Source organism: Afipia sp. OHSU_II-C1, assembly GCF_000497575.1.
GTDB lineage: Bacteria > Pseudomonadota > Alphaproteobacteria > Rhizobiales > Xanthobacteraceae > Afipia.
This window is the reverse complement of the sequence record NZ_APJI01000020.1, coordinates 88,295-112,233: the sequence shown is the minus strand read 5'-3', so window position 1 is coordinate 112,233 and position 23,939 is coordinate 88,295. Positions and strand designations below refer to the sequence as shown.

Annotated in this window: 22 protein-coding genes; 12 read left to right on the top strand and 10 right to left on the bottom strand. The window is 63.6% G+C overall.

Features of this window, described 5'->3' with window-relative positions; all coding sequences use genetic code 11:
* Nucleotides 1-112: 112 nt before the first annotated feature.
* The 5 genes from I554_RS0121325 (at nucleotide 113) to I554_RS0121305 (ending at nucleotide 4,894) form a co-directional block, all read left to right on the top strand.
* Nucleotides 113-1,729, top strand: a complete 1,617-nt coding sequence (locus I554_RS0121325; RefSeq protein WP_024574468.1) for a phosphoenolpyruvate carboxykinase — start codon at nucleotides 113-115, stop codon at nucleotides 1,727-1,729.
* 82 nt (nucleotides 1,730-1,811) lie between these two features.
* Nucleotides 1,812-2,021: a TOBE domain-containing protein gene (locus I554_RS0121320; RefSeq protein WP_024574467.1), complete on the top strand. Its 210-nt coding sequence runs from the start codon at nucleotides 1,812-1,814 to the stop codon at nucleotides 2,019-2,021.
* Between the two features lie 7 nt (nucleotides 2,022-2,028).
* The gene (locus tag I554_RS0121315; RefSeq protein WP_024574466.1) at nucleotides 2,029-3,102 is read left to right on the top strand and encodes an iron ABC transporter substrate-binding protein; all 1,074 of its coding nucleotides are present in this window, start codon (nucleotides 2,029-2,031) and stop codon (nucleotides 3,100-3,102) included.
* The gene (locus I554_RS0121310; protein ID WP_024574465.1) at nucleotides 3,060-4,121 is read left to right on the top strand and encodes an iron ABC transporter permease; all 1,062 of its coding nucleotides are present in this window, start codon (nucleotides 3,060-3,062) and stop codon (nucleotides 4,119-4,121) included. The genes I554_RS0121315 and I554_RS0121310 overlap by 43 nt, the downstream gene beginning before the upstream one ends.
* Nucleotides 4,121-4,894 (top strand): ABC transporter ATP-binding protein, encoded by a 774-nt coding sequence (locus tag I554_RS0121305; RefSeq protein WP_024574464.1) that lies wholly within the window; start codon nucleotides 4,121-4,123, stop codon nucleotides 4,892-4,894. The genes I554_RS0121310 and I554_RS0121305 overlap by 1 nt, the downstream gene beginning before the upstream one ends.
* A gap of 3 nt (nucleotides 4,895-4,897) precedes the next feature.
* On the opposite strand, the gene I554_RS0121300 is transcribed toward I554_RS0121305, so the two are convergent.
* The gene (locus I554_RS0121300) at nucleotides 4,898-5,749 is read right to left on the bottom strand and encodes a thioesterase family protein (protein ID WP_024574463.1); all 852 of its coding nucleotides are present in this window, start codon (nucleotides 5,747-5,749) and stop codon (nucleotides 4,898-4,900) included.
* 160 nt (nucleotides 5,750-5,909) lie between these two features.
* On the opposite strand from I554_RS0121300, the gene I554_RS0121295 reads away from it, so the two are divergent.
* Entirely contained in the window at nucleotides 5,910-6,128 is a 219-nt protein-coding gene (locus I554_RS0121295; RefSeq protein ID WP_024574462.1) for a hypothetical protein, read from the top strand.
* A 14-nt stretch (nucleotides 6,129-6,142) separates the two neighbouring features.
* Here the strand turns inward: I554_RS0121295 and I554_RS0121290 are convergent, their stop codons facing one another.
* Nucleotides 6,143-6,634 carry a GDSL-type esterase/lipase family protein gene (locus tag I554_RS0121290; RefSeq protein WP_024574461.1) on the bottom strand — a complete coding sequence of 164 codons (492 nt, stop codon included), beginning with the start codon at nucleotides 6,632-6,634 and terminating at the stop codon, nucleotides 6,143-6,145.
* 190 nt (nucleotides 6,635-6,824) lie between these two features.
* Here I554_RS0121290 and I554_RS0121285 point away from each other — a divergent pair, with 190 nt between their 5' ends.
* Entirely contained in the window at nucleotides 6,825-7,256 is a 432-nt protein-coding gene (locus I554_RS0121285) for a hypothetical protein (protein WP_006022353.1), read from the top strand.
* 6 nt (nucleotides 7,257-7,262) lie between these two features.
* On the opposite strand, the gene I554_RS0121280 is transcribed toward I554_RS0121285, so the two are convergent.
* The 3 genes from I554_RS0121280 to pyrE all read right to left on the bottom strand — a co-directional run bounded on the left by I554_RS0121280 (nucleotide 7,263) and on the right by pyrE (nucleotide 10,302).
* Nucleotides 7,263-8,051 carry a DUF2865 domain-containing protein gene (locus I554_RS0121280; protein WP_029659795.1) on the bottom strand — a complete coding sequence of 263 codons (789 nt, stop codon included), beginning with the start codon at nucleotides 8,049-8,051 and terminating at the stop codon, nucleotides 7,263-7,265.
* A gap of 176 nt (nucleotides 8,052-8,227) precedes the next feature.
* A complete protein-coding gene (locus I554_RS0121275; RefSeq protein ID WP_034461792.1) occupies nucleotides 8,228-9,655 on the bottom strand; it encodes a sodium:proton antiporter in 1,428 nt (475 codons plus the stop codon).
* Between the two features lie 83 nt (nucleotides 9,656-9,738).
* Nucleotides 9,739-10,302 (bottom strand): orotate phosphoribosyltransferase, encoded by a 564-nt coding sequence (pyrE, locus tag I554_RS0121270; RefSeq protein ID WP_024574458.1) that lies wholly within the window; start codon nucleotides 10,300-10,302, stop codon nucleotides 9,739-9,741.
* A 110-nt stretch (nucleotides 10,303-10,412) separates the two neighbouring features.
* Between pyrE and I554_RS0121265 the strand changes: the two genes are divergently transcribed.
* Nucleotides 10,413-11,039 carry a glutathione S-transferase family protein gene (locus tag I554_RS0121265; protein WP_024574457.1) on the top strand — a complete coding sequence of 209 codons (627 nt, stop codon included), beginning with the start codon at nucleotides 10,413-10,415 and terminating at the stop codon, nucleotides 11,037-11,039.
* On the opposite strand, the gene I554_RS0121260 is transcribed toward I554_RS0121265, so the two are convergent.
* The 4 genes from I554_RS0121260 to I554_RS0121245 form a co-directional block, all read right to left on the bottom strand.
* Entirely contained in the window at nucleotides 11,036-11,671 is a 636-nt protein-coding gene (locus I554_RS0121260) for a LysE family translocator (RefSeq protein WP_024574456.1), read from the bottom strand. The genes I554_RS0121265 and I554_RS0121260 overlap by 4 nt on opposite strands.
* 40 nt (nucleotides 11,672-11,711) lie before the next feature.
* Nucleotides 11,712-12,335 (bottom strand): LysE family translocator, encoded by a 624-nt coding sequence (locus tag I554_RS0121255; RefSeq protein WP_024574455.1) that lies wholly within the window; start codon nucleotides 12,333-12,335, stop codon nucleotides 11,712-11,714.
* A gap of 23 nt (nucleotides 12,336-12,358) precedes the next feature.
* Complete coding sequence (gene polA, locus I554_RS0121250) at nucleotides 12,359-15,445, bottom strand: DNA polymerase I (RefSeq protein WP_024574454.1); 3,087 nt, start codon at nucleotides 15,443-15,445, stop codon at nucleotides 12,359-12,361.
* Nucleotides 15,446-15,652: 207 nt separating this feature from the next.
* The gene (locus I554_RS0121245; protein WP_024574453.1) at nucleotides 15,653-16,711 is read right to left on the bottom strand and encodes an acyltransferase family protein; all 1,059 of its coding nucleotides are present in this window, start codon (nucleotides 16,709-16,711) and stop codon (nucleotides 15,653-15,655) included.
* Between the two features lie 152 nt (nucleotides 16,712-16,863).
* Here I554_RS0121245 and I554_RS0121240 point away from each other — a divergent pair, with 152 nt between their 5' ends.
* The 3 genes from I554_RS0121240 to I554_RS0121230 all read left to right on the top strand — a co-directional run bounded on the left by I554_RS0121240 (nucleotide 16,864) and on the right by I554_RS0121230 (nucleotide 21,577).
* A complete protein-coding gene (locus tag I554_RS0121240) occupies nucleotides 16,864-18,174 on the top strand; it encodes a UDP-glucose/GDP-mannose dehydrogenase family protein (RefSeq protein WP_024574452.1) in 1,311 nt (436 codons plus the stop codon).
* 104 nt (nucleotides 18,175-18,278) lie between these two features.
* Complete coding sequence (hrpB, locus tag I554_RS0121235; protein ID WP_024574451.1) at nucleotides 18,279-20,906, top strand: ATP-dependent helicase HrpB; 2,628 nt, start codon at nucleotides 18,279-18,281, stop codon at nucleotides 20,904-20,906.
* 131 nt (nucleotides 20,907-21,037) lie between these two features.
* Nucleotides 21,038-21,577, top strand: coding sequence for a TIGR02281 family clan AA aspartic protease (locus tag I554_RS0121230; RefSeq protein ID WP_024574450.1), 540 nt, complete (start codon nucleotides 21,038-21,040; stop codon nucleotides 21,575-21,577).
* A 96-nt stretch (nucleotides 21,578-21,673) separates the two neighbouring features.
* Here I554_RS0121230 and I554_RS0121225 read toward each other — a convergent pair whose 3' ends face one another.
* A complete protein-coding gene (locus I554_RS0121225; RefSeq protein WP_024574449.1) occupies nucleotides 21,674-22,276 on the bottom strand; it encodes a DUF938 domain-containing protein in 603 nt (200 codons plus the stop codon).
* A 149-nt stretch (nucleotides 22,277-22,425) separates the two neighbouring features.
* Here I554_RS0121225 and I554_RS0121220 point away from each other — a divergent pair, with 149 nt between their 5' ends.
* Nucleotides 22,426-23,925, top strand: a complete 1,500-nt coding sequence (locus tag I554_RS0121220) for a phosphomannomutase/phosphoglucomutase (protein WP_024574448.1) — start codon at nucleotides 22,426-22,428, stop codon at nucleotides 23,923-23,925.
* Nucleotides 23,926-23,939: the final 14 nt, after the last annotated feature.

Below are 23,939 nucleotides of genomic sequence, written 5' to 3'. Positions count from 1 at the left end.
CTAATAAGTCGCCGGATTGAGGCCCGGGAGTTATGATCCCCGGCATCCGCGACAGGGGCGTTTGGCGACAGCCGCGCGAAACGATACGCGGTCTTTGTGGGAGATTCTTAAAGTGCAAGAGACGGGTGTGCGCAACGGTGCCTTCGGCGCCGACAAATTCGGTTTCAAAAATCTCAAACAGGTGAACTGGAATCTCGGCACAGCGCCGCTTTACGAGCATTCGCTGCGCAACAATGAAGCCGAACTGTCCGCCGGCGGCGCGCTTGTCGCGGAAACCGGCGTCTTCACCGGGCGCTCGCCGAAAGACAAGTTCACGGTGCGCGATGCGCTCACCGACAAGACCATGTGGTGGGGCGGCAACCAGTCGATCACCTCAGAGCAGTTCGAAGCCCTGTATCAGGACTTCCTCAAGCACTGCGAAGGCATGACCCTCTTCGCGCAGGATCTCTACGGCGGCGCCGATCCGAAATTCCAGATCAAGACGCGCGTGTTCACCGAAATGGCGTGGCACTCGCTGTTCATCCGCACGCTGCTGCGCCGCCCTGAAACGGCTGAGCTTGCGAGCTTCGTGCCGGAACTCACCATCATCGACCTTCCGAGCTTCCGCGCCGATCCGAAGCGCCATGGCTGCAAGTCCGAGAACGTCGTCGCCATCGACTTCACCCGCAAGATCGTTCTGATCGCGGGCAGCCAGTATGCCGGCGAAATGAAGAAGTCGGTGTTCACCACGCTGAACTACTTCCTGCCTGCGCAGGGCGTGATGCCGATGCACTGCTCGGCCAACGTCGGCCCGAACGGCGACAGCGCGATTTTCTTCGGTCTTTCCGGCACCGGCAAGACCACGCTCTCCGCTGATCCGAACCGCACGCTGATCGGCGACGACGAGACCGGCTGGGGTCCGGACGGAATCTTCAATTTCGAAGGCGGCTGCTACGCCAAGACCATCAAGCTGTCGCGTGAGGCTGAGCCCGCGATCTATGACGCAAGCATCTGCTTCGGCGCCGTGCTCGAAAACGTCGTGCTCGATCCGCTCACCCGCGAGCCTGACTTCGACGACGGCTCCAAGACCGAGAACACCCGTTCGGCCTATCCGCTCGAAGCGATCCCGAATGCCTCGCGCACCGGCCGCGCCGGTCATCCGAAGAATCTGGTGATGCTCGCCGCCGACGCGTTCGGCGTGATGCCGCCGATCGCCAAGCTGACCCCGGCGCAGGCGATGTATCACTTCCTCTCGGGCTACACCGCGAAGGTCGCGGGCACCGAGCGCGGCCTCGGCAACGAGCCGGTGCCGGAATTCTCGGCCTGCTTTGGCTCGCCGTTCCTGCCGCGCGATCCCGCCGAATACGGCAAGCTGCTGAAGGAGCTGATCGCCAAGCACAACGTCGATTGCTGGGTGGTCAACACCGGCTGGACCGGCGGCAAGTACGGCGTCGGCACCCGCATGCCGATCAAGGTGACCCGTGCGTTGCTGACCGCAGCGCTGAACGGCTCGCTGCGCAACGCCCAGTTCCGCACCGACAAGTATTTCGGCTTCGCGGTCCCGACCGCGCTGGAAGGCGTGCCGACCGACATTCTCGATCCGGTCAACACCTGGAAGGACAAGGCCGAGTTCGACAAGACCGCGCGCGCGCTGGTCGGCATGTTCCAGAAGAACTTCGAGCAGTTCGAAAAGCAGGTCGACGCGGACGTCCGCGCCGCCGCTCCCGAGGTCAAGCTCGCCGCGGAGTGAGTTCCTTCGTACCGGTTTTGACGTATAAAAGGGCGGCTCACGGGCCGCCCTTTTTGTTGCCCCGTCACACGGAGATCACGGAATGAAGATCAGCGCGCGCAATCAGCTCAAGGGCAAGGTCGTCGCCATCGACCACGGCGTCACCACCAGCCATGTGAAGATCGACATCGGCGGCGGCGTTATCGTGACATCGGCCATCACCAGGACCTCGGTTGAGGAGTTGAATCTCGAAGTCGGCAAGCAGGTCTACGCCATCGTCAAGGCGAGCGACGTCATGGTGGGCATCGACTGAGGCAGCCATGATCCGCATTGAGCGGCGATCGTTCGTGGCCGGCGCCAGCCTGATGCTGCTGGCGCGGCCGGCGCGCGCCGCGCGCACGGTGACGGATTCCGCCGGTCGAAGCGTCGAATTGCCGGATCGTATCGACAAGGTGTTTGCGGCCGGCGGCCCGGCCTCGGTGGTGGTCTATGCGATGCGGGCCGAAACCATGGTGGGCTGGCCGCGCGCGCTTCGCGCCGAGGAGCGTCCGTTTATCGCACCTCGCCAGCGCGATCTGCCGGAGGTCGGCCTGCTCACCGGACGCGGCGACACCGCCAATGTCGAGACCGTGCTGAAGATCAGGCCGGATCTGATCATGGACTACGGTTCGGTGCGGCAGACTTTTGCATCGCTGGCCGACAGCGTGCAGCAGCGCACCGGCATTCCCTATGTGCTGATCGACGGGCGCTTTGAATCGACGGCGTCCTCGTTCCGGCTGCTCGGCAATATCTTTGGCGTGCCGGAGCGCGGCGAGGCGCTTGCAAAGTATTCTGACGATTTGTTCAAGAGCCTCGACACGACGCTTGCGGGCATTGAGGAGGATCAGCGTCCGCGTGTCTATCTCGCGCGCGGGCCGGATGGGCTGGAGACAGGACTTCGCGGCTCGATCAACACCGAGATCATCGAGCGCGCAGGAGGGCGCAACGTCGCCGACGCGCAGGATCAGCGTCGCGGCATCGCCAATGTGTCGCCCGAACAGATCCTCGCCTGGAATCCCGACGTCATCATCACATGGGATCGCAACTTCCACGACAAGATCGCCAAGGGCGGCGATCCGCTGTGGCAGGGCCTCAAGGCGGTGAAAGAGGGCCGCGTCTATCTCGCGCCGACCGCGCCGTTCGGCTGGATCGACCGGCCGCCGTCGATCAACCGGCTGATCGGGCTGCGCTGGCTCGCCAATCTGTTTCACGGCGCGCGCTTTCCGTTCGATATCCGGCAGGACACGCGCGCGTTCTACAGGCTGTTCTACCATGTCGATGTCGCGGACAGCGATCTCGATACGCTGATCGCATGGGCGGACGGCAAGCCGCCGTCAATTCCGGCACGCCGATGACGGCACAGCGCGCGGCATCGCGAGTCTCCTGGATCATTCCCGGTCTCGCAGTGCTGGCCGCTGCTGCCGCGGCGATCGGTCTGACCGTCGGCGCATTTCCTGTCACGCTCGACGGCTTTTTCCGCGCGCTATCGAACGCATGGTCGGGCGATCTGCCGCAGACCGCCGAACAGCGCGTGCTGTTCGGCATTCGCGGTCCGCGTGTGCTGGCGGGTTTGATCGTCGGGGCTTCGCTCGCAGGCGCGGGCGTCGTCTATCAGGGGCTGTTTCGCAATCCGCTGGTCTCGCCCGATGTGCTCGGCGTCTCGGCAGGCGCGGGCCTCGGCGCGGTGATCGGCATTTTCCTGTCGCTGCCGGTGTTCGCGATCCAGATGCTTGCCTTCGGCGGCGGCCTAGCGACGGTGGGGCTCGTCTATCTGATCGCAGTCGCGGTGCGCGGCCGCGATCCCACTCTGGTGCTTGTGCTCGGCGGCGTGGTGGTCGGCGCGCTGGCAGGCGCGGCGATCTCGCTGCTGAAAATTCTGGCCGACCCTTACGATCAGCTTCCTGCGATTACGTTCTGGCTGCTCGGCAGCCTCGCCAGCGTGCGCGGGGGCGATCTGTGGAATGTCATGCCGGCGGTCGCGATCGGCCTCGTGCCGCTGGTGCTGCTGCGCTGGCAGATCAACGTGCTGTCCCTGGGCGACGAGGAGGCCAAGTCGCTCGGCGTCGAATCCGGTCGCTTGCGGGTCGTTGTGATCGCGGCGGCGACGCTGATCACGGCCAGTGTGGTGGCGATCTCCGGCGTGATCGGCTGGGTCGGTCTGGTGATCCCGCACATCGCGCGGATGCTGGTCGGCCCGAATTTCGAGCGGCTGCTGCCGGCGGCGATGCTGATGGGCGCGAGCTATCTCGTGCTGGTCGATACGCTGGCGCGGTCGCTGGGACGCATTGAAGTGCCGCTCGGCATCCTCACCGCAGTCGTCGGTGCGCCGTTTTTCCTGTGGCTCTTGTGGCGCGGCCGGCACGGGTGGTCGTGATGCGTCTCATCGCCCGCGATCTCGCATTCGGTTATCCTGAGCGGCCTGTTGGCCGGAATCTGAATCTGACCGTCGAGACCGGTGAGGTGCTGTGTCTGCTCGGACCGAACGGCTGCGGCAAGACCACGCTGTTCAAGACTTTGCTCGGGCTGCTGCGTGCACAGGGCGGCCGCGTGTCACTTGGCGACGATGCGCTGTCAGATCTGCCGCGCGCGGAGATTGCGCGCCGCATCGCCTATGTGCCGCAGGCGCAGGACACGGCGTTTCCCTACACCGCGTCCGATCTGGTGCTGATGGGCCGGGTCGCGCATCGCGGCGTGTTCGCGGCGCCGACGAAGGAAGACCGGAAAATCGCACAGGACTCGCTTGCCGAACTCGGCATCGCCGAGCTCGCGTCGCGCGAGGTGACGACACTGTCCGGCGGGCAGCGCCAGCTTGTGATCGTGGCGCGGGCGATGGCGCAGGCCGCGCCCCTGATCGTGATGGATGAGCCGACCGCCAGTCTCGACTTCGGCAATCAGGTCGCGGTGCTGGCTGAAATCCGCAAACTCACGGCGCGCGGCACCGGGATCATTCTCTCCACCCACGATCCCGATCAGGCCTTCGCGGTGGCGAGCCGCGTCGCGCTGATGCAGGACGGTGTGATCGTTGCGCAGGGAACGCCGCTTGAAGTGCTCACCGCCGCACGGCTCAAGGCCGTGTACGGTGTCGACGTCACGGTGGAGCGGCTGGCCGGCGGGCAGACGGTCTGCGCGCCGGTCTATCCGCGCTGATGCTTACGCCTTGAAGTAGACGGTCTGCGACGTGGTCGCGAGCAGGCGTCCGCCCGGGCTCCACAGTTCGCCGGTCTGGTCGCTAAAACTCTTGTGAAAACTCCTCGCGTCGGCGGCGCCGAGCACCACGGTGGTGTCTTCGGCCGCGAGATCCGCCGCATCGGCGTGAAACATGGTCGTCATGGTCACCGTGCCGATCGGCACGATCTCGCCGCGGACATGAAAGATTCGCGCGAAGAAGGTGTCGCACATCGACAGCAGCGATAAAAAGTCGATGCGCCGGGGCAGCGCGTCGCTGAGCCACATTCGCGAATAGGGGCTGCCGAGGGGCTCGCGCAGCCCCTTGCCGTAGCCCGGCGTGCCTTCGACGAAACGAAACCGGTATTGCCGCACCCACGGCGAGATGCCGCTGTCCGGCAACGGTTCGATCGCGTCGAACGGTGGTGCGGGCGGCATCTGCGCGGGCTGGTGCGACCATGACGGACGACGGACTGCGAACACCGCGGTCATGAACGCCGCGACCTCGCCGCCCTGCGACAGCTCGATCATCCAGTGCTGGGTCGAGCGGGTCGCTTTCATCAGCCGCGCAGTCAGGTCGAATGTGCCGCGCGCCACCGGCGCGCACAGGTTCACCGTCACCGACAGCGGATCGCCGGTGCATTCCGGCTGCGCCATGATCGCGCGCAACATGGTCGCGGCGGTGGTGCCGCCAAACGGGCCGACGAATGCGAAGTAATCCTCGCTCGCGGTGCCGCGCCAGCGGCCGTCCATATTGACGGCCTGCGTGGCGCGGTCGAACGGATGGATAGCGTTCGAAGTTTTATTGGCGGTTGCCTCAGGCGTCTTCTCAAGCATCGAGGGCTCCCGGCTTTGCTGCCGGAAGTATTCGCAGGATTGCCGCGCGATTCAATGACGTGGGAGGTAATGGCGGGCGCTAGAGGGACTCGGGCCCGAGCCGTCATAATATAACCCAGTCGCAAGGCGTGCTATTCTGACTTCAAAACGGGAGGTTCAGATGGCGGATATCGACGGCATCAAGATCGCCAATCTCACGCACGACTTCGTGACGAAGAAGTCGTTTGTCGGATTGGTGTGGGAAAGCGACGCCAGCAAGTCATTGGGGCTGGAGGTGCCATTCTGCTGCAGCCCGGAGCAGCTTCCGGCTGAAGCCGAAAAAGCCGTGCGCAAGCTCTCTCATGAACTCGCTTCGATCCCCATCATGGTTGTGCCTTAAGAGGGGATCGCCGGTCAGCGGATGGACGCAGCGAGTTGTTGTGCGACCTTGCGATGGCCATCTGCCGTCAGATGAATTCCGTCGGGTTGCCGCAGCCCGCTGCGAAGAGCCGACCATACATAGCTGTCAGCCTCGATGATGCGGATGCTGCGGGCATGCAGCCGCTTTCGGATTTCAGACCTGTTGGCCGCAGCTTCCGCTTCGCTGATACCCTTCCGGCGATCGTTGCCGCCGATCTGAAGGATGACGATCCTGGTTCCGTCCGGCGCCGCGCTCGACAATCGCGCCAGCATGCCGCCGGTCGTATCGCCGCTGATGCCCGCGTTGCTCACCGACATCGGCCGGCCCTTCGCGCGCAGAAGTTCCTGCAGGACGGCTGGAAAGGCCGACGATGCGCCGACGCCGTATCCGGCGGTGTTGCTGGCGCCGAGCGCAACGATCTGGGCATTCGACGCCGTGGTGGAGGCAAACGTCAGCAGAACGACAAGGATCAGGCTTCTGAACATGGTCGACGCCCTTTCGCTGAATCAGCGGTGCGATAGTAGCGCTGGTCGGGTTCCCGGAAAATCATCTCCCCGGAGGAAACTGCAATCTCGGAACAAATTAAGAACACTTTAGCAAGTCATTGATATATCATTGTGATTCGGTCCCTGCGGGCCACCACATCTAGGGTCTGTCATCGGTCTTGAGGACTACATGTCCAATATCGCTTTCGACAACACGGCGCTGACGCGCATCGCGGACTTCGCCCGGACGCTTTCCCGTCTTCATGCCGCCGCCCGCACGCGGCTGGTGGACGACGATCATATCGACCGCGAGTTCAACGCGGTCTGCATGTCGGTGTGGGGCTACACCACCGACGATTTCAGCGACGATCTGTTCTCGCTGAAGGATCATGAATTCCTCGACTCGCTGGACGAGGCGCGGGCGCGCATTTTCGCCGCCGAACACGGCTACGATCTGGTCGATGACACCGGCATTCTCGCCGACTGGTGGGGCTATTGCTGGATGATTCTGGCCGAACATCGCGGCCTGCTGACGCCGGAGATCAAGGCGCGGGCGCGGATGGAAATGGAAGAGAAGTATCTCGCCGCGCCGAATGTGATCGGCGTCATTGTCGGGCGGTGAGTTCTTTTACATCCGCGCGCGAGGCTTCGGCGCGACTTTCGGCATGACGGCGTCCGGCGCCATCGGTTGGGCATATTTCGGTTCAGGCACCGATCCGGTGACATCCTGTGACGAGTATGTGTCTTCCGGAATTTCAGCTGCGACCGGCGCGACTTTCATTTCCCCGAGCCGCGCGCGCAACTCCGATGTCAGGCCCGGATAATTGTTCACCGGCGTGAACTGCGCGATCTGGCCGTTGGCGGAACTGGTGCCGGAGTAGGCCACAAGACCGTTCGAGGTTGCGACAATGTCCCCGGGGCGCAATGTGGTGTCGAGCGACAGATCGACCGGCGCGAGGCCTGCGGGATCGCGGCCGTTGCAGGTGCAATCCGCCTTCAGCGCCTTGCGATAGGCAAAGGCGTTCGGCGTATCGACATAGCGTTCGCCCATATTGCCGACGGCGTAGTCGATGCTGTTGCCTGAATAGACCTTGGTCGCGCTGGCCGGACAGAACGCCTGGCACATCTGTGCCGGCGTGCCGTTGCCGCGCGACGTCAGCGGGAAATAGCGGCCATCGCAGGTCCGCACGCAATAGGTGGTGAAGCGCCCGCCGGAGGAAGCCGACGGCGCAGGCGCGGGATTGGGTGTGGACAGGCCGAACGGATCGGCAAAGGCATTGCTCGGCTGCTGTTGCTGCTGAGGCTCCTGCCGCTGCGGCTTGTCACCGCCGAACAGGAAATCGAAAATGCCGGCGGAGGCCGCGTGGGGCGCAAGCGCCACGGGCATTGCCAGCATGACAGTGAGAACAAGCGTCATGCGGCGCCGCACGCGCGAAATACGCAACTCTGTACGCAACACGGACTGCCCCACTCACGCAACGCTGACGCCTGCGGCAACTTCATGCCGCAGCGTCAACGACCTTAATGCGTGATGGTAAACGCCGAGTTAGGGAGCGGCTTTGCGCCGAACAATTGTGCAGACGGTGGTCGCGCTCACGGCCTGAAAAACAGGAACGTCGCCAGCACGAAAGTCGGCACCAGCACCAGCATCGACCACACCATATAGCCGAAAAAGCTCGGCATTTTCACGCCGGCCTGCCGCGCGATGGCATAGACCATGAAGTTCGGTGCGTTGCCGATATAGGTGTTGGCGCCCATGTAGACCGCACCGGACGAAATCGCGGCCAGTGTCGCCGCCTTTACTCCCATCAAAACCTGCGGATCGCCGCCGGCGAGCTGGAAGAATACGAGATACGTCGGCGCGTTGTCGAGGAACGACGACAGGATACCGGTCAGCCAGAAATAGGCGGCGGCGTTGTTGCTGCCGTCGGCGTTGGTGACGAGGCCGAGCAGCGCGGCGAACGGGCCTTGCGCCCCGGCCTGCAGCATCGCCATCACCGGCACGATGCAGATGAAAATGCCGGCGAACAGGATCGCCACTTCCTGGATCGGTCCCCACGAAAACCCGTTGGCCTCGCGGTCCGACTTTTGCGTCAGCGCCATGGAGGCAATCGCAACCACGACGAAGATCGCATCGCGCAGCAGGTCCTGAATTTCGAGATCGACGTCGGCGATGTGGAAGGAGATTCCGGGCTTCCACTGTGCGCTCATCAGGATGGCGGCGATGATGACCGCGATCAGCAGGAGATTGATCTTGCCGTGAAGCCTGAGCGGCGAGTCCGGCGTCGGGTCTTTCAGTTTGGTGAAGCGGCCCTCGCGGTGATGCACGTAAAGATCGATCACCATGAAAATCGCGAGCACGATCCCGCCGACCACCAGGGTCTCCTGCCACAGATGTTTCGTGGTCCAGAAGAAATCGACGCCCTTGAGGAAGCCGATAAACAGCGGCGGGTCGCCGAGCGGCGACAGCGCGCCGCCGATATTGGCGACGAGGAAAATAAAGAACACCACGACATGCGCGTTGTATCGCCGGTCGTCGTTGGCGCGGATCAGGGGGCGGATCAGGATCATCGCGGCACCTGTCGTGCCGACGACGCTGGCCATCAGCCCGCCGACGGCGAGCAATACGGTGTTGGTGAACACGCTGTCGTGCAGGTTGCCTTCGAGATAGATGCCGCCCGCGACGACAAACAGCGCCAGCAGCAGCAGGATGAACGGCATGTATTCAAGCAGCGCCGTGTGCGCGAGTGTCGTCGTGACGGTGTGAACATCGGCGGTGGCGAACAGTGGAACGACGATCAGCGCCGCCCAGAGCGCGGTGAACTTGCCGTAGTGATGTTCCCAGACATGGGGATAGAACACCGGACCCGTGGCAATGCACAAAAGAATGCCGACGAACGGCAGCGCCCAGAGGATCGAGAGCTTCGCGCCATTCAGTCCTTCGGCGGCGAAGGCCGGCGCGGGGAACAGAGCAAGGGCGAGGGCGGCGGCAGCAAACCCGAAGCGGGCGCGGCGGGTGATAGCCCGTGGCAGGCGCGCATTGGTGTCAGTCAAAAATACCTCCTCGTCGCCTCGCTCCCGCAGGCAGGGCGAGGGCGCAGATGTCAGCTCTTGAGAAATTCGCCCGCCTTGTAGAGCGCGCGGAACGGAATGCCGGCTTCGGCGAATGCTTCGGTTGCGCCTTCGTCCCGGTCGATCATGGTGAACACCAGCACCACCTCGCCGCCGGAATCCTTCACCGCATCCACCGCCTTGATCGCCGAGCCGCCGGTGGTGGTGACGTCCTCGACAATGACAATGCGCTTGCCGGCGAGGCTTTCATCCTTGGCGAGGCCTTCGACCGCGAGTCGCGCGCCATGTTCCTTCGGCTTCTTGCGCACGAAGAACGCGGCGATCGGATGTCCTTTCAGCCATGACAGCTGCGCGATCGCGCCTGCGATCGGCACCGCGCCCATTTCAAGCCCGCCGATGTAATCGATCTTGTCGTCCTTCAGCGCATCCAGCGACAGTTCGGCGAGCAGCGCCGCGCCTTCGGGGTCGAGCATGGTGGGCTTCAGGTTGAAGTAGAAATCGCTCTTGCGGCCGGAGGCCAGCGTGATTTCTCCACGCCCGAACGAGCGCTTGCGGATGATGTCGGCGAGGCGGGCGCGGGACGCTGATTTGGACAAGGCAATCTCTTCAAGCTAAGGGGAATTTCGCGGATTTTACGGCTTGCGGCGTGGACATTCCACAGCGGATCGCTCACCGTCAACAGCGCAAGACCAACAAAAGGCGGCAAATGACCATCGACTTTTATGCCTGGAATACGCCGAACGGCCGCAAGATCAGCGTTGCACTCGAGGAAATGGGTCTGCCCTACAAGGTGCATCCCATCAACATCTCCAGGGACGAGCAGTTCGCGCCGGCTTTCCTCAAGATCAGCCCGAACAACAAGATTCCTGCCATCATCGATCCGGACGGCCCGCACGGCAGGCCGGTCAGCATCTTCGAGTCGGGCGCGATCCTGCTGTATCTCGGCGAGAAGACCGGACGGTTCCTGCCGAAGGATCTGGGCGAGCGCATTCCGGTGCTGGAATGGCTGATGTGGCAGATGGGTGGCTTCGGGCCAATGCCCGGCCAGGTGCATCATTTCATCGCACTCGAAAACGAGCAGGATCGGCGCTACGGCCTCGAGCGATTTTCAAAGGAAACACGCCGGCTTTATGGCGTGCTGGATCGCCGGCTCGAGGGGCGCGAATTTGTCGCGGACAGGATTTCGGTCGCCGACTTTGCGATCATCGGCTGGGCATGGCGACATGAGCGTCACAAGGTCGCGCTCGAGGATTTTCCGAACGTGAAGCGCTGGTATGCGGCGATGATGGCGCGGCCGGGCGTCAAGCGCGGCTTTGAGGTGAAGCTGGGTTAGCCGCGCCGCGACTCCAGCGCCATCCGGACGGCGAGGGCGGCGAGCACCGTGCCCATCAGCCAGCGTTGCAGCTTGAGCCAGGTGGGGCGGGTGCCGAGGAACTGCGCGATCGATCCGGCTGCGAGCGCAATCATGGCGTTGACTACGACGCTGATCGCGATCTGCGTGAAGCCGAGCGCGAGGGATTGTCCAAGCACGCTGCCATGATCCGGCGTGATGAACTGCGGCAGCAGGGCGAGATACAGCACCGCGGCTTTCGGATTGAGCAGATTGGTCAGCAGGCCCATCATGAACAGCTTGCGCGGCCGGTCGATGGCAAGCTTCGTCACTTCGAACGGTGAGCGGCCATTCGGCCGGATCGCCTGCCATGCAAGCCACAGCAGGTAGGCGGCGCCGGCGAACCGGAGTGCGTCGTAGGCGTAAGGCACGGCAAACAGGAGTGCTGTGATGCCGAAGGCCGCGCACAGCATGTAGAACACAAACCCGAGCGCGACGCCGCCGAGCGAGATCAGTCCCGCCATCGTCCCCTGCGAGATCGAACGCGAGATCAGATAGATCATGTTCGGCCCCGGCGTCAGCACCATGGTCAGTGCGATCAGCGCGAAGGCGAGGAAGGTTGTGGAGGACGGCATCAGCAAACTCCGGTCAAAGAAAGTGAGGGCGATGCGAATCTCAGTTTCGCCCCGTGCTCAGCGCGAACCAGACGGCGATGGCAGCCAGCAGCACGGCGAGGACGCGGCGAACCGTACGGCGCAGCCGGGGTGTGGCGATCACACTCTGAAGCTGCGAGGCCAGCAGAACGATGATGAGATGGATCGCGGTGGCGATGCCGACGTAGATCGCCGACAGCATCAGTGTCTGCGCCGCCACCGAGCCTTTGCCGATCTGGATGAAGTCCGGCAGCACGGCGACATAGAAGACCGCGGCCTTCGGATTGAGAAGGTTGGTGATCAGTCCGCGCCGGAACGCGGTCCACGGACCTATCCCGCCCTCGACGGCTTCCGGCGCGACGTCGCGCTCGGCCGCCCACGCATCCCATGCAAGCCAGAGCAGATAAGCGACACCGCCCCAGCGCAGCGTCTCATAGAGAAATGCCGAATTGTCGATGACCGCGCTGAGGCCGAGCGAGGCCGCTGCGCCATAAACCGAGAGCCCGAGTGCAATTCCGGCAACGGCTGCGATGCCTGCCCGCACGCCTTGCGAGAGCGACAGCGCCGCAAGATAGGCCATGTTCGGGCCGGGCGTGATCTCGATGACAAAGCATGTCAGCGCGAAGGCGAGCAGGGATGTGGACAATCGCTATGACCTCGCGCCTGCCATCAATGCGCCTCGTCCCAGTTGCTGGCGGCGCGTGCATCGACCTGCAATGGCACTGAGAGCGATACCGCCGGGAATGGCGCGTCCTGCATCACATGCTGGATCACCGGCAACGTCCTGGCCACCTCGTCGTCGGGCACCTCGAAGATCAGTTCGTCGTGGACCTGCAGCAGCATCTGCGCAGAGAGCTTTTTCTCGGCGAGTGCGTCTTCCATCCGGATCATGGCGCGGCGGATGATATCGGCGGCTGAGCCCTGCAGCCGCGCGTTGATCGCGGCGCGCTCGTTGAACGAGCGGATCGACGGATTGCTCGCCTTGATGTCTGGATAGTGGCACTTGCGGCCGAAGATGGTTTCCACGTAGCCATGCTCGCGGCAGAAATCGCGCGTCGCATCCATGTAGGCGCGGATGCCGGGGAAGCGCTCAAAATACTTCTTGATGTACGCGCCGGCTTCCTCGCGCGGAATGCCGAGCTGGTTGGCGAGGCCGAACGCCGAGATGCCGTAGATGATGCCGAAGTTGATCGCCTTGGCGCGGCGGCGCACTTCTGCGGGCATGTCCTTGATCGGCACGCCGAACATTTCGGACGCGGTCATGGCATGGATGTCGAGCTTGTCGTGGAACGCCTGCTTCAGCGACGGAATATCCGCGATCTCTGCCAGCAAGCGCAGTTCGATCTGCGAGTAATCCGCCGAGACGAGCTTGTGGCCCTTGGTGGCGATGAAGGCCTTGCGGATCTTGCGGCCGTCCTCGGTGCGCACCGGGATGTTCTGGAGATTCGGCTCGTTGGACGACAGCCGTCCGGTGGTGGTCGCGGCCAGCGCGTAGGTCGTGTGCACGCGCTGGGTTTGCGGATTGACGTATTCGGGCAGTGAATCCGTGTAGGTCGATTTCAGCTTGGTGACCTGCCGCCACTCAAGAACGCGCGCCGGAAATTCGTGTCCGGCTTCGGCCAGTTCATCGAGAATCTGCGCGGAGGTCGACCATGCGCCGGTCTTGGTTTTCGCGCCCCCCGGCAGGCCCATCTTGCCGAACATGATGTCGCCGAGCTGCTTGGGGCTCCCCGGATTGATCGGCTCGCCGGCCATTTTCTGGATGTCGGCTTCGACCCGCGCGGCGGTCTGCGCGAACTCGCCGGACAGGCGCGACAAGACCTGTCTGTCGATGGAAATGCCGCGCCGCTCCATGCGCGCGAGCACCGACACCAGCGGCCGCTCCAGCGTCTCGTAGACAGTGTTGACGCGATAGGCCATCAGGCGCGGTTTCAGCACACGCCACAACCGCAGCACGATGTCGGCGCGCTCTGCGGCGTATTCCGTCGCCTTGTCGACCGGCACCTGATCGTAGCTGATGCGGTTCTTGCCGCTGCCGATCAATTCGCCGAAACCGATGGCCTTGTGGCCGAACCAGCTTTCGGCCAGTGACTCGTAATCGTGCTTGGCGCGGCCGGCGTCGAGCACATAGGAAATCAGGATGGAGTCTTCGAGCGGCGCCATCTCGATGCCGTGCTGCGCCAGCACCACGCTATCGAACTTCAGATCGTGGCCGATCTTGAGAACGCCCGCGTTGGTGAGCAGCGGTTTGAGCGCAGCCAGCGCATCGGCCGCCTTGATCTGGTCCGGCGCAAGTCCGCCCGCAAAGAGACCCGAGCCGTCGCCGGGCTTGGTGTGCGCAAGCGGCACGTAACAGGCCTCGTTGATCCCGGTGGCCAGCGAGATGCCGCAGATTTCCGCCTGCATTGGGTCGGCGGTCGATGTTTCGACGGTGATGGCGACCTGACCGATGTCGAAGGCGCGCGCGACCCAGCGCTGCAATTCGTCCACGGTCTTGATGGTCGCGTATTTGGCGCGATTGAACTTCGCGCTGCGCGCTTCCTCGGCGCGCGCATCGGCCAGCGCTTTCGGCGTCTGAGGGCCATTGGCGGATGCCGTCGCCTGCTTCGGCTGCGACCCGCTCCACTGTCCGGCGTTGGACGTTTTCTCGGTCGTCCCGCGCGCGAACAGATCAGGCTCGCCGCCGAGCGGCGGCGTCTTGGGTGAATCGGCTGCGACATCGGCGGGGGCGAACGAGCTTTTCATGCTGGTGTCGGCTTCGACGTCCGACGGATCGATCTGCGAATACTCTGCAACACGCCGCGTCAGCGTGGAAAATTCCATCGCTTTCAGGAAGGCGATCAGCTTGCGCGAATCCGGCTCGTGCACCGCAAGATCGTCCAGCGGCACGTCGAGCTTCACGCGGTCATCGAGCTGCACCAGCTTTTTCGAGATGCGTGCCTTGTCCGCGTTCTCGATCAGCGCCTCGCGCCGCTTCGGCTGCTTGATCTCGGGGGCGCGCTTGAGCAGCGTTTCGAGGTCGCCATATTCGTTGATGAGCTGCGCCGCGGTCTTGATGCCGATGCCCGGCACGCCCGGCACGTTATCGACCGAGTCGCCTGCCAGCGCCTGCACCTCGACCACCTTCTCGGGCGGGACGCCGAATTTCTCGATCACTTCGGGAATGCCGATGCGGCGATCCTTCATGGTGTCGTACATCGAGACGCAATCCGTGACCAACTGCATCAGGTCCTTGTCGGACGAGACGATGGTCGCGGTCGCGCCGCGCTCGCAGGCCTCGCGCACGTATGTGGCGATCAGGTCATCGGCCTCATAGCCGGATTGTTCGAGGCACGGCAGATCGAAGGCGCGCACGGCTTCGCGGATCAGCCCGAACTGTGGAATGAGATCGTCGGGGGCCGGGGCGCGCTGCGCCTTGTATTCGGGATAGAGCTCGTTGCGGAACGTGACTTCCGACTTGTCGAAGATGATGGCCAGATGCGTCGGCCGGTTGTCCGGCGGCATGTCGCGCATCAGCTTCCACAGCATGTTGCAGAAGCCGAGCACGGCGTTGACTTGCAAGCCGTCCGATTTGCGGTTCAGCGGCGGCAGTGCGTGATAGGCGCGGAAGATGTAGCCCGAGCCGTCCACCAGAAAGACGTGATCGCCCTTGGCGGGGGTCTTTGCGGCTGGCGCGCTGGCGGCGGGTTTCGTGGCGGCAGGCTTTTCAGCCTTTGCGGCGGATGACGTTGCGGGCGTTGCGGGCTTTTTCGGCATGGCCGCAACTTAAGGATTTTGGCTGCGAATAACACCCCTCCACGGGACAGATGCGCACTGGAAATTTCGATGTTGCGCTCACAAAATCGCGTCGTCCCCGCGCAAGCGGGGACCCATAACCACTGAAGGTCGTGAAAATCGCGACAGGAACCGCTTGCTCAGGGAGTATGGGTCCCCGCCTGCGTGGGGACGACATCGTGGGCGGATTTACTCCGCCGCTTGCAATGTGGGGCGTGCCTGCTTGGGCGCGATCCAGAACATGGCAGGCCGCTCGAACAGGAAATTGAGCCCGGCGCGTTTGGCGCCCCACCACATCAGGAGCGCACCGACCACACCCGCGATGGTGTCGATCAGCGAGACGAGCCCGATGTCGGGCACGATGCCGGTCTTGAGCAGTACCACCCGCACGATCGCCATCGGCAGGAAGAAGGCCAGATAGATCACGATGGAATGCTCGCCGCAGTAACGCAGGAAGCCAAACCAGCTGGCGCGGGCCAGCAGCGTTCCGGTGACGATGATGGCGCAGGCGCCGGCGAACCCGAGCGCGAGCGAAATCACCGGCCGGTCGCCGTAGCCCGCGAACACCAGAACGCCGTTGGCAACACCCCACGCCGCAAGGGCGATCAGCGCGGTGCCGGGCTTCTCGCGCGCACGGTCCGCCAGCACGAAGACATAGTTCGCAAACAGATAGCCGGAGTAGAAGTAGACGAAGCGCGCGGCGAACTCGTCGATCACGGTCCAGCCGGTGGCGACATGGGCGGTTTCAAGCGCGGCGGCGGCAAGCCAGATTGCCAATGCGGGCACGCGCAAGGTGGCCTTGGTCACCACAAAGAAGATCGGCAGCAGATAGATGAACCACAGCGTGCCGAACGGCTCGATGAAAGATTGCAGATACATGACACCGACATGGATCCAGCCCTGCTCGGCGGCGAACGCGGGGGCCTTGAAGGCGAACTGGATGCTCACCCACAGCACGTAGAAGTAGGCGAAGTGGACCACCTTGCGGTCCAGATAGGTGCGCCAGTCGCGGTTGATCACCCGCGCCAGGAATAGCCCCGAAATCAGGAAGAAATCCGGCATCCGGAACGGCTTTGCGAACTCGACCAGCAGGTGCATGAAGCCCTGTTTGCCCGCGGCGGCCTCGACGCCCAAGGTCGAGTGCATCATCACCACCATGACAATGCAGATGCCCTTGGCATAATCGACCCAGTCGATCCGCTCGGAGGCGGGCGACGGGCGCGCGCCGGATGTGCCGTTGCTGCTCATGATGTCCCGTTTCGGTCCAGTGGCGCGCCATCCTGGGGCGCATGGGTTTCATTCTTCTTTATTCATACAAATGTTGTGCCCCATTCACGCCGAATTGCGCTAAAAGCCCGGCGAAACGAAACATCGTTAATGAGTTTTGGAGCGGGTGGTACATGCGGATTGCCATGATCGGCACGGGCTATGTGGGGCTGGTTTCGGGGGCCTGCTTCGCGGATTTCGGCCATCGCGTGACCTGCGTCGACACCGACGCGGGGAAGATCGATGCGCTTAACCGCGGCGAAATTCCGATCTTCGAGCCCGATCTGGACCGGCTGGTCGAGGCGTCCGTCAAGGCGGGGCGGCTCGATTTCACCACCGACATCGCCGGGCCCGTGGGCAAGGCGGACGCGGTGTTCATCGCGGTCGGCACGCCGTCACGGCGCGGCGATGGCCACGCCGACCTGACCTATGTGCACGCCGCCGCCCGCGATATCGCGAAAGCGTTGCAGGGTTTCACCGTCGTGGTCACCAAATCTACCGTGCCGGTCGGCACCGGCGACGAGGTCGAACGCATCATCCGCGAGACCAATCCGCAGGCCGATGTTGCGGTGGCATCCAATCCTGAATTCCTGCGCGAGGGTGCGGCGATCCGCGACTTCAAGCATCCCGATCGCATCGTGGTCGGCACCGACGACGAACGTGCGCGCAAGGTTCTCGGCGAAGTCTACCGGCCGCTCTATCTCAATCAGGCGCCGATCATGTACACCGAGCGCCGTACGGCGGAGCTGATCAAGTACGCCGCCAACGCATTTCTTGCGACCAAGATCACCTTCATCAACGAGATGGCGGATTTGTCGGAGAAAGTCGGCGCGGACGTGCAGGAGGTTGCGCGCGGTATCGGCCTCGACAACCGCATCGGCCCGAAGTTTCTCAACGCCGGTCCCGGATTCGGCGGCTCGTGTTTTCCGAAGGACACCCGCGCGCTGGTCAAGACCGCGCTGGACCATGACGTACCGCTGCGGATCGTCGAGGCGGTGCTCGCGGTGAATGACAACCGCAAGCGCGCCATGGCACGCAAGGTATCAAGTGCGCTCGGCGGCAATCTGCGCGGCAAGACCATCGGTCTCCTAGGGTTGACGTTCAAGCCGGACACCGACGACATGCGCGAGGCGCCGTCGATCCCGCTGGTGACGGGCCTGCTCGATCTCGGTGCGAAAGTGCGCGCCTACGATCCTGCCGGGATGGAGCAGGCGAAGAGCGAGCTGCCGGATATCACCTATTGCGAGGATCCCTATGCCGTTGCCAAGGATGCCGATGCGCTGGTGATCGTCACCGAGTGGCGGCAGTTCCGCGCGCTCGATCTGAAGCGGCTGAAGCGCGAGATGGCCAATCCGGTGATGGTCGACCTGCGCAATATCTATCGCCGCGACGAGATGGAAGCGCTGGGCTTTACCTATGAAAGCGTCGGGCGCGGGGCGGTGTAGGCCCCGGCGTCATTGCGAGGAGCACTTGCGACGAAGCAATCCAGCTTTCCTTAGTGTGGATTGCTTCGCTTCGCTCGCAATGACGGATATATCTTGTCCCGATGATGAACTTTTCCACCCCTCTTCCCATCGATGCGGTTCTGGCCGACCTGACGTCGACGCTTGCGCGCGGCAGCACCGCCGTGCTGGTCGCGCCGCCGGGCGCGGGCAAGACCACGCGCGTGCCGCTGGCGCTGCTGGATGCGGACTGGGCCGGCAAGAAGAAGATCATCGTGCTGGAGCCGCGCCGGATCGCCGCGCGTGCCGCCGCCGAGCGCATGGCGCAGACGCTGGGCGAGAAGGTCGGCGAGACGGTCGGCTACCGCGTGCGGTTCGGTTCGAAGGTGTCGCGCGCGACGCGAATCGAGGTGGTCACTGAGGGGATCTTCACCCGGCAGATTCTCGACGATCCCGAGTTGTCCGGCGTCGCCGCCGTGCTGTTCGACGAATTTCATGAGCGCTCGCTGGATGCGGATCTTGGCCTCGCGCTGGCGCGCGATGCGCAGACCGGCCTGCGCGAGGATCTGCGCATTCTGGTGATGTCGGCGACGCTCGATGGCGCGCGGGTCGCGAAGCTGCTCGGCGATTGTCCGGTGATCGCCAGCGAAGGCCGCGCGTTTCCGGTCGACACACGCTATCTCGGCCGCAAGCCGGATGTGCAGATCGAACGGCAGATGGCGGACGCTATCGCCACGGCGCTGCGCGCAGATAGCGGTTCGGTGCTGGCGTTCCTGCCGGGCGCCGCGGAAATCCGCCGCATCCAGAATTTTCTCAGCGAGCGTGTCAGCGATCCGAACACCGAGATCGTGCCGCTGTTCGGCGCGCTCGATGCCGGCGTGCAGGACCGTGCGATTTCGCCGCCACCTAAGGGGCAACGCAAGGTGGTGCTGGCGACCTCGATCGCCGAGACGTCGCTGACGATCGAGGGCGTGCGCATCGTGGTCGATTCCGGGATGGCGCGGGTGCCGCGCTATGAGCCGGACATCGGTCTCACGAGGCTCGAAACCATCCGCGCCTCGCGCGCCGCCGTCGATCAGCGCAGGGGCCGCGCTGGCCGCACCGAGCCCGGCGTCTGTTACCGGCTGTGGGACGAGCCGCAGACCGCGTCGCTTGAAGCGTATACACGGCCCGAGATTTTGTCCGCCGATCTGTCGTCATTGGTGCTTGACCTCGCGCATTGGGGCGCAGGCGATCCTTCGGCTCTCGCCTTCCTCGATCCGCCGCCGCTGCCGGCGCTGACCGAGGCGCGTGCCTTGCTACGTGAACTCAACGCACTCGATGAGGCAGGCCGCATCACGCCCGAGGGCAACAGTCTGCGCGCGCTGGCGCTGCCGCCGCGCCTCGCGCGCATGATCGTGGATTCGCACCGGCTCGGCTCCGGCGATGAAGCCGCGCTGATCGCTGCCATTCTCACCGAACGCAGCCTTGGCGGTGACAGCGCCGACCTCGATGCACGGCTGGATAACTTTCGCCGCGACCGCTCGCAGCGGGCGCAAAGCGCGCGGCAACTGGCGGATCGCTGGGCCAGACAGGTAGCGGCGAGTGAAGATACAGCGAACGACGTTCCGGCTCGCGTTCGCGGCTCTTCTTCTCTCTCTCCCCTTGCAGGAGAGGGTCGGGGAGGGGGGGCTGTATCTTCGATTACGCGAAACAATACCCCCACCCCCAACCCCTCCCCGACATCAGGGCGTTCACGCCCGTCTTCGACGGGCTATGGGGGAGGGGAGTTAAGCACCGGCCTCATGCTCGCACTCGCGTTTCCGGATCGCGTGGCGCGCAATCGCGGCAACGGTTCGTTCGTGCTGGCCAACGGGCGTGGTGCGAGCGTTGAGCAGACTTCGGCATTGGCGAAATCGCCTTACATCGCGGTCGCCGAACTGACCGGGACGGCGGCGAACGGGCGCATCCTGCTGGCGGCGCCAATCACGCAAGGGGAGATCGAGGCGCAGTTCGCCGATCACATTCAGACTGACGATGAGATCACGTTCGATCGCGCCGCCATGGCGTTGCGCGCGCGGCGCAGGAAGAAACTGCATGCGATCACGCTCTCAGAACAAATCCTTCCGGTCTCCCCCTCGGCGGAGACAGCACGTGTGTTGGCGGACGGTCTTGTCGCATTGGGATTGGAGCGCTTGCCATGGTCGAAGCCGCTGAAACAATGGCGCGACCGCGTGATGTTTTTGCGCGCGGCCTCGCCTGAGGAATGGCCCGATCTTTCAGACAATGCGCTGGCGGAGACACGAGGCGACTGGCTCGTGCCGGCATTGTTCGACAAGACCTCGCTGGCGAATTTCTCCGCGGGCGATCTGTCCGACGCGCTGATGAATCTGCTGCCGTGGGAGATGCGCGCGCGACTCGACCGCGAAGCGCCGACGCATTTCGAGGCGCCAACCGGAACCTCGCTGCCGATCGACTATGAGGCTGAGCAGGGGCCGACCATTGCGGTGAGGTTGCAGGAATTGTTCGGGCTCAATGTCCATCCGTCGATCGCGAAGGGCAAAATCCCGCTGGTGCTGGAACTGCTGTCGCCGGCGCGTCGCCCGGTACAGGTGACGCGCGATCTGCCGGGCTTCTGGCGCGGGTCCTATGCAGCGGTTCGCTCCGATCTGCGCGGGCGTTATCCGCGCCATCCCTGGCCGGAAGACCCGGCGTCCGCGCCGCCAACCCGCCGAGTCAAGCCGCGCGGGACCTGAGAATTAACGCTTCCCTCACCCTTATTTCGGAAAAAGCAGTCTTTGCCGGTGCCGAGGCGTCAACTTTCGGCCCGTTGTGAAGCGGTTCCCGTAAGGTTCGCGCGGGACGGGTTGGTACAGGCGTATGTGTGATGCGTAACATCATGATTCTGGCGGCCCTGCTGGTCGTGTTCGGCACCTCCATGGCGAAGATGGCCGACCAGATGACGTCACAGAAGGCGCAGGCCCATGCCGTCGACAAGTCGAAGGCCATGAATGCCTTCGCATCGGTGCAGCCGAAAACCACGGGCAATGCCGGTCTCCGCAGTGTCACCATTTCGCGCGACAGCCGGGGGCACTTCCAGACCGATGCGCGCGTCGATGGCCGCCGTATCGGCTTTATGGTCGATACCGGCGCTTCGGTGATAGCACTCAACGAAAGCTCGGCGGCGCTGATCGGCATTCGTCCGCGGCCCAGCGAATACACCGCGAATGTTTCAACCGCCAACGGCTCGATCAGGGCCGCACGCACCCGTCTCGCCATGGTCGATGTCGGCGGGCTCGTGGTGCGCGACGTCGATGCGCTGGTGCTGCCCGACGACGCGCTGTCGGAAAATCTGCTCGGCATGTCGTATCTGTCGAAGCTTCGCCGGTTTGAAATGGCCGGCGGCAAGCTGGTGATGGAGCAGTAGTTCGCTATATCGCGTCATTGCGAGGAGCACTTGCGACGAAGCAATACAGCTTCGTGTCTGCAGTTCTGGATTGCTTTGCTTCCCTCGTAATAACGACTATATCCGCCGAAACACCACGCTCAGATTGTTCGCCGGCATTTCAGTGATCGCCGGTGCCGAAAATCCCTCAGTCCGCGCCAGTTCCGCGACAGCTTCCAGATCGCGCAATCCCCATTCCGGATTCCGGGACTTTAGACTCGCGTCGAACGCTTCGTTGCTCGGCGCAGTGACGACATCTGCGCGCCGGTACGGCCCGTACAGATACAGCGGCGCGCCGGTGCGCAGCAGTTTTGCCGCGCCGCGTATCAGGCCTGTCGTCGCCTGCCAGGGAGAAATATGGATCATGTTGATGCAGAGGATGGCGTCGGCGGCGGTCACCGGCCACTGCTCCGACGATGCATCCAGCTTCAGGGGTAACCGCACATTGGAAAGACCGCTGTCCTGCGTCCATGCTTCGATGCTCTGCAAGGCGGCGTCCTCGGGGTCCGACGGCTGGAACGTCAGGCTCGGAAACGCCCGCGCGAAATGCACAACATCCTCGCCGGAGCCGCTGGCGATCTCAAGCACGAGTCCGGACGCAGGCAACGCGCCGCGCAGGACGTCGAGGATGACATCGCGGTTACGCAAGGTGGCGGGATACTCAAGGCGGCGGTCGGTCATGTGGGTCCGATCTGAATGAGGGCTGTACAAGCTCGCTACCAATATGCCGCATTTCGCTCCTAAACACCCGGCTCCCGCCTTTCCACGGTTCCAAGCATTCGCTAAAGCTGCTGGATATCGCCCGCCCGCATTGTCACGAGGCCATCTGAATGTTTCCGAAGCCAAAGCCCGAACTGATTCCGAACACCTATGCCTATGAATCCGAGCCGATGGTGAAGGCCACGGGCTTCCGCGAATACGATGCGCGCTGGCTGTTCGGCAAGGAAATCAACCTGATGGGCATTCAGGCCCTCGGCATGGGTCTCGGCACGTTGATCGCCGAGATGGGGCAGAAGCAGGAAATCGTCACCGCGCACGATTTTCGCGGCTATTCCGCGTCGATCAAATACGCGCTGATCTCGGGTTTGCTGGCATCCGGCTGCAAGGTTCATGACATCGGCCTCGCGGTGACGCCGATGGCATATTTCGCGCAGTTCGATCTCGACGTGCCGTGCGTCGCGATGGTGACCGCCTCGCATAACGACAACGGCTGGACCGGTGTGAAGATGGGCGCGAACCGCCCGCTGACATTCGGGCCGGACGAAATGACCCGGCTGAAGGAGATCGTGCTCAACGCCGATTTCAAGCTGAAGCCCGCGGGCGGCTATCAGTTTCACGAGAATTTCCCGGCGCGCTACATCGCCGATCTCACCAACCGCCCGAAGCTGAAGCGCAAGCTCAAGGTTGTTGTCGCATGCGGCAACGGCACCGCGGGCGCGTTCGCGCCGAAGGTGATGGAAGCGATCGGCTGCGAGGTAATCCCGCTCGATGTGGATCTCGATCACACCTTCCCGAAGTACAATCCGAATCCCGAAGACATGGAAATGCTGCACGCGATCCGCGATGCAGTGCTTGAACACAAGGCCGACGTCGGCCTCGGGTTCGATGGTGACGGCGACCGCTGCGGCGTGGTGGACAACACCGGCGAGGAAATCTTCGCCGACAAGGTCGGCGTGATGCTGGCGCGCGACATGTCCGCAATTCACAAGAACGCGCAGTTCGTGGTCGATGTGAAGTCAACCGGCCTGTTCGTGACCGATCCCGTGCTGCAAAAGCAGGGCGCTCACACCACGTACTGGAAGACCGGCCATTCCTACATGAAGCGCCGCACCCATGAATTGAAGGCGCTGGCGGGCTTCGAGAAGTCCGGCCACTTCTTCTTCAACGCGCCGGTCGGGCGCGGTTACGACGACGGCCTCGTCTCCGCGATCGCGGTGTGCGAAATGCTGGATCACGCGCCGGGCAAGACCATGGCGGACCTCAAGGACGCGCTGCCGAAGACCTGGTCGTCGCCGACCATGTCGCCGCACTGCTCCGATGAGACCAAGTACGGAATCGTCGCGCAGGTGGTGAAGCATTTCGAGGATCAGAAGGCGAAGGGCGCCAAGGTCGCCGGCCAGCCGATCCGCGATCTGGTCACCGTCAACGGCGTGCGCGTCACCTGCGAGGACGGTAGCTGGGGGCTGGTGCGCGCCTCATCCAACAAGCCGGAGCTTGTGGTGGTGGTCGAGAGCCCGGTCTCCGAACAGCGCATGCGCGACATGTTCGAGGCGATGGATTCGGTGCTGCGGACCCATCCGGAAGTTGGCGAGTACAATCAGAAGATCTGACGGAGCGTCATCTC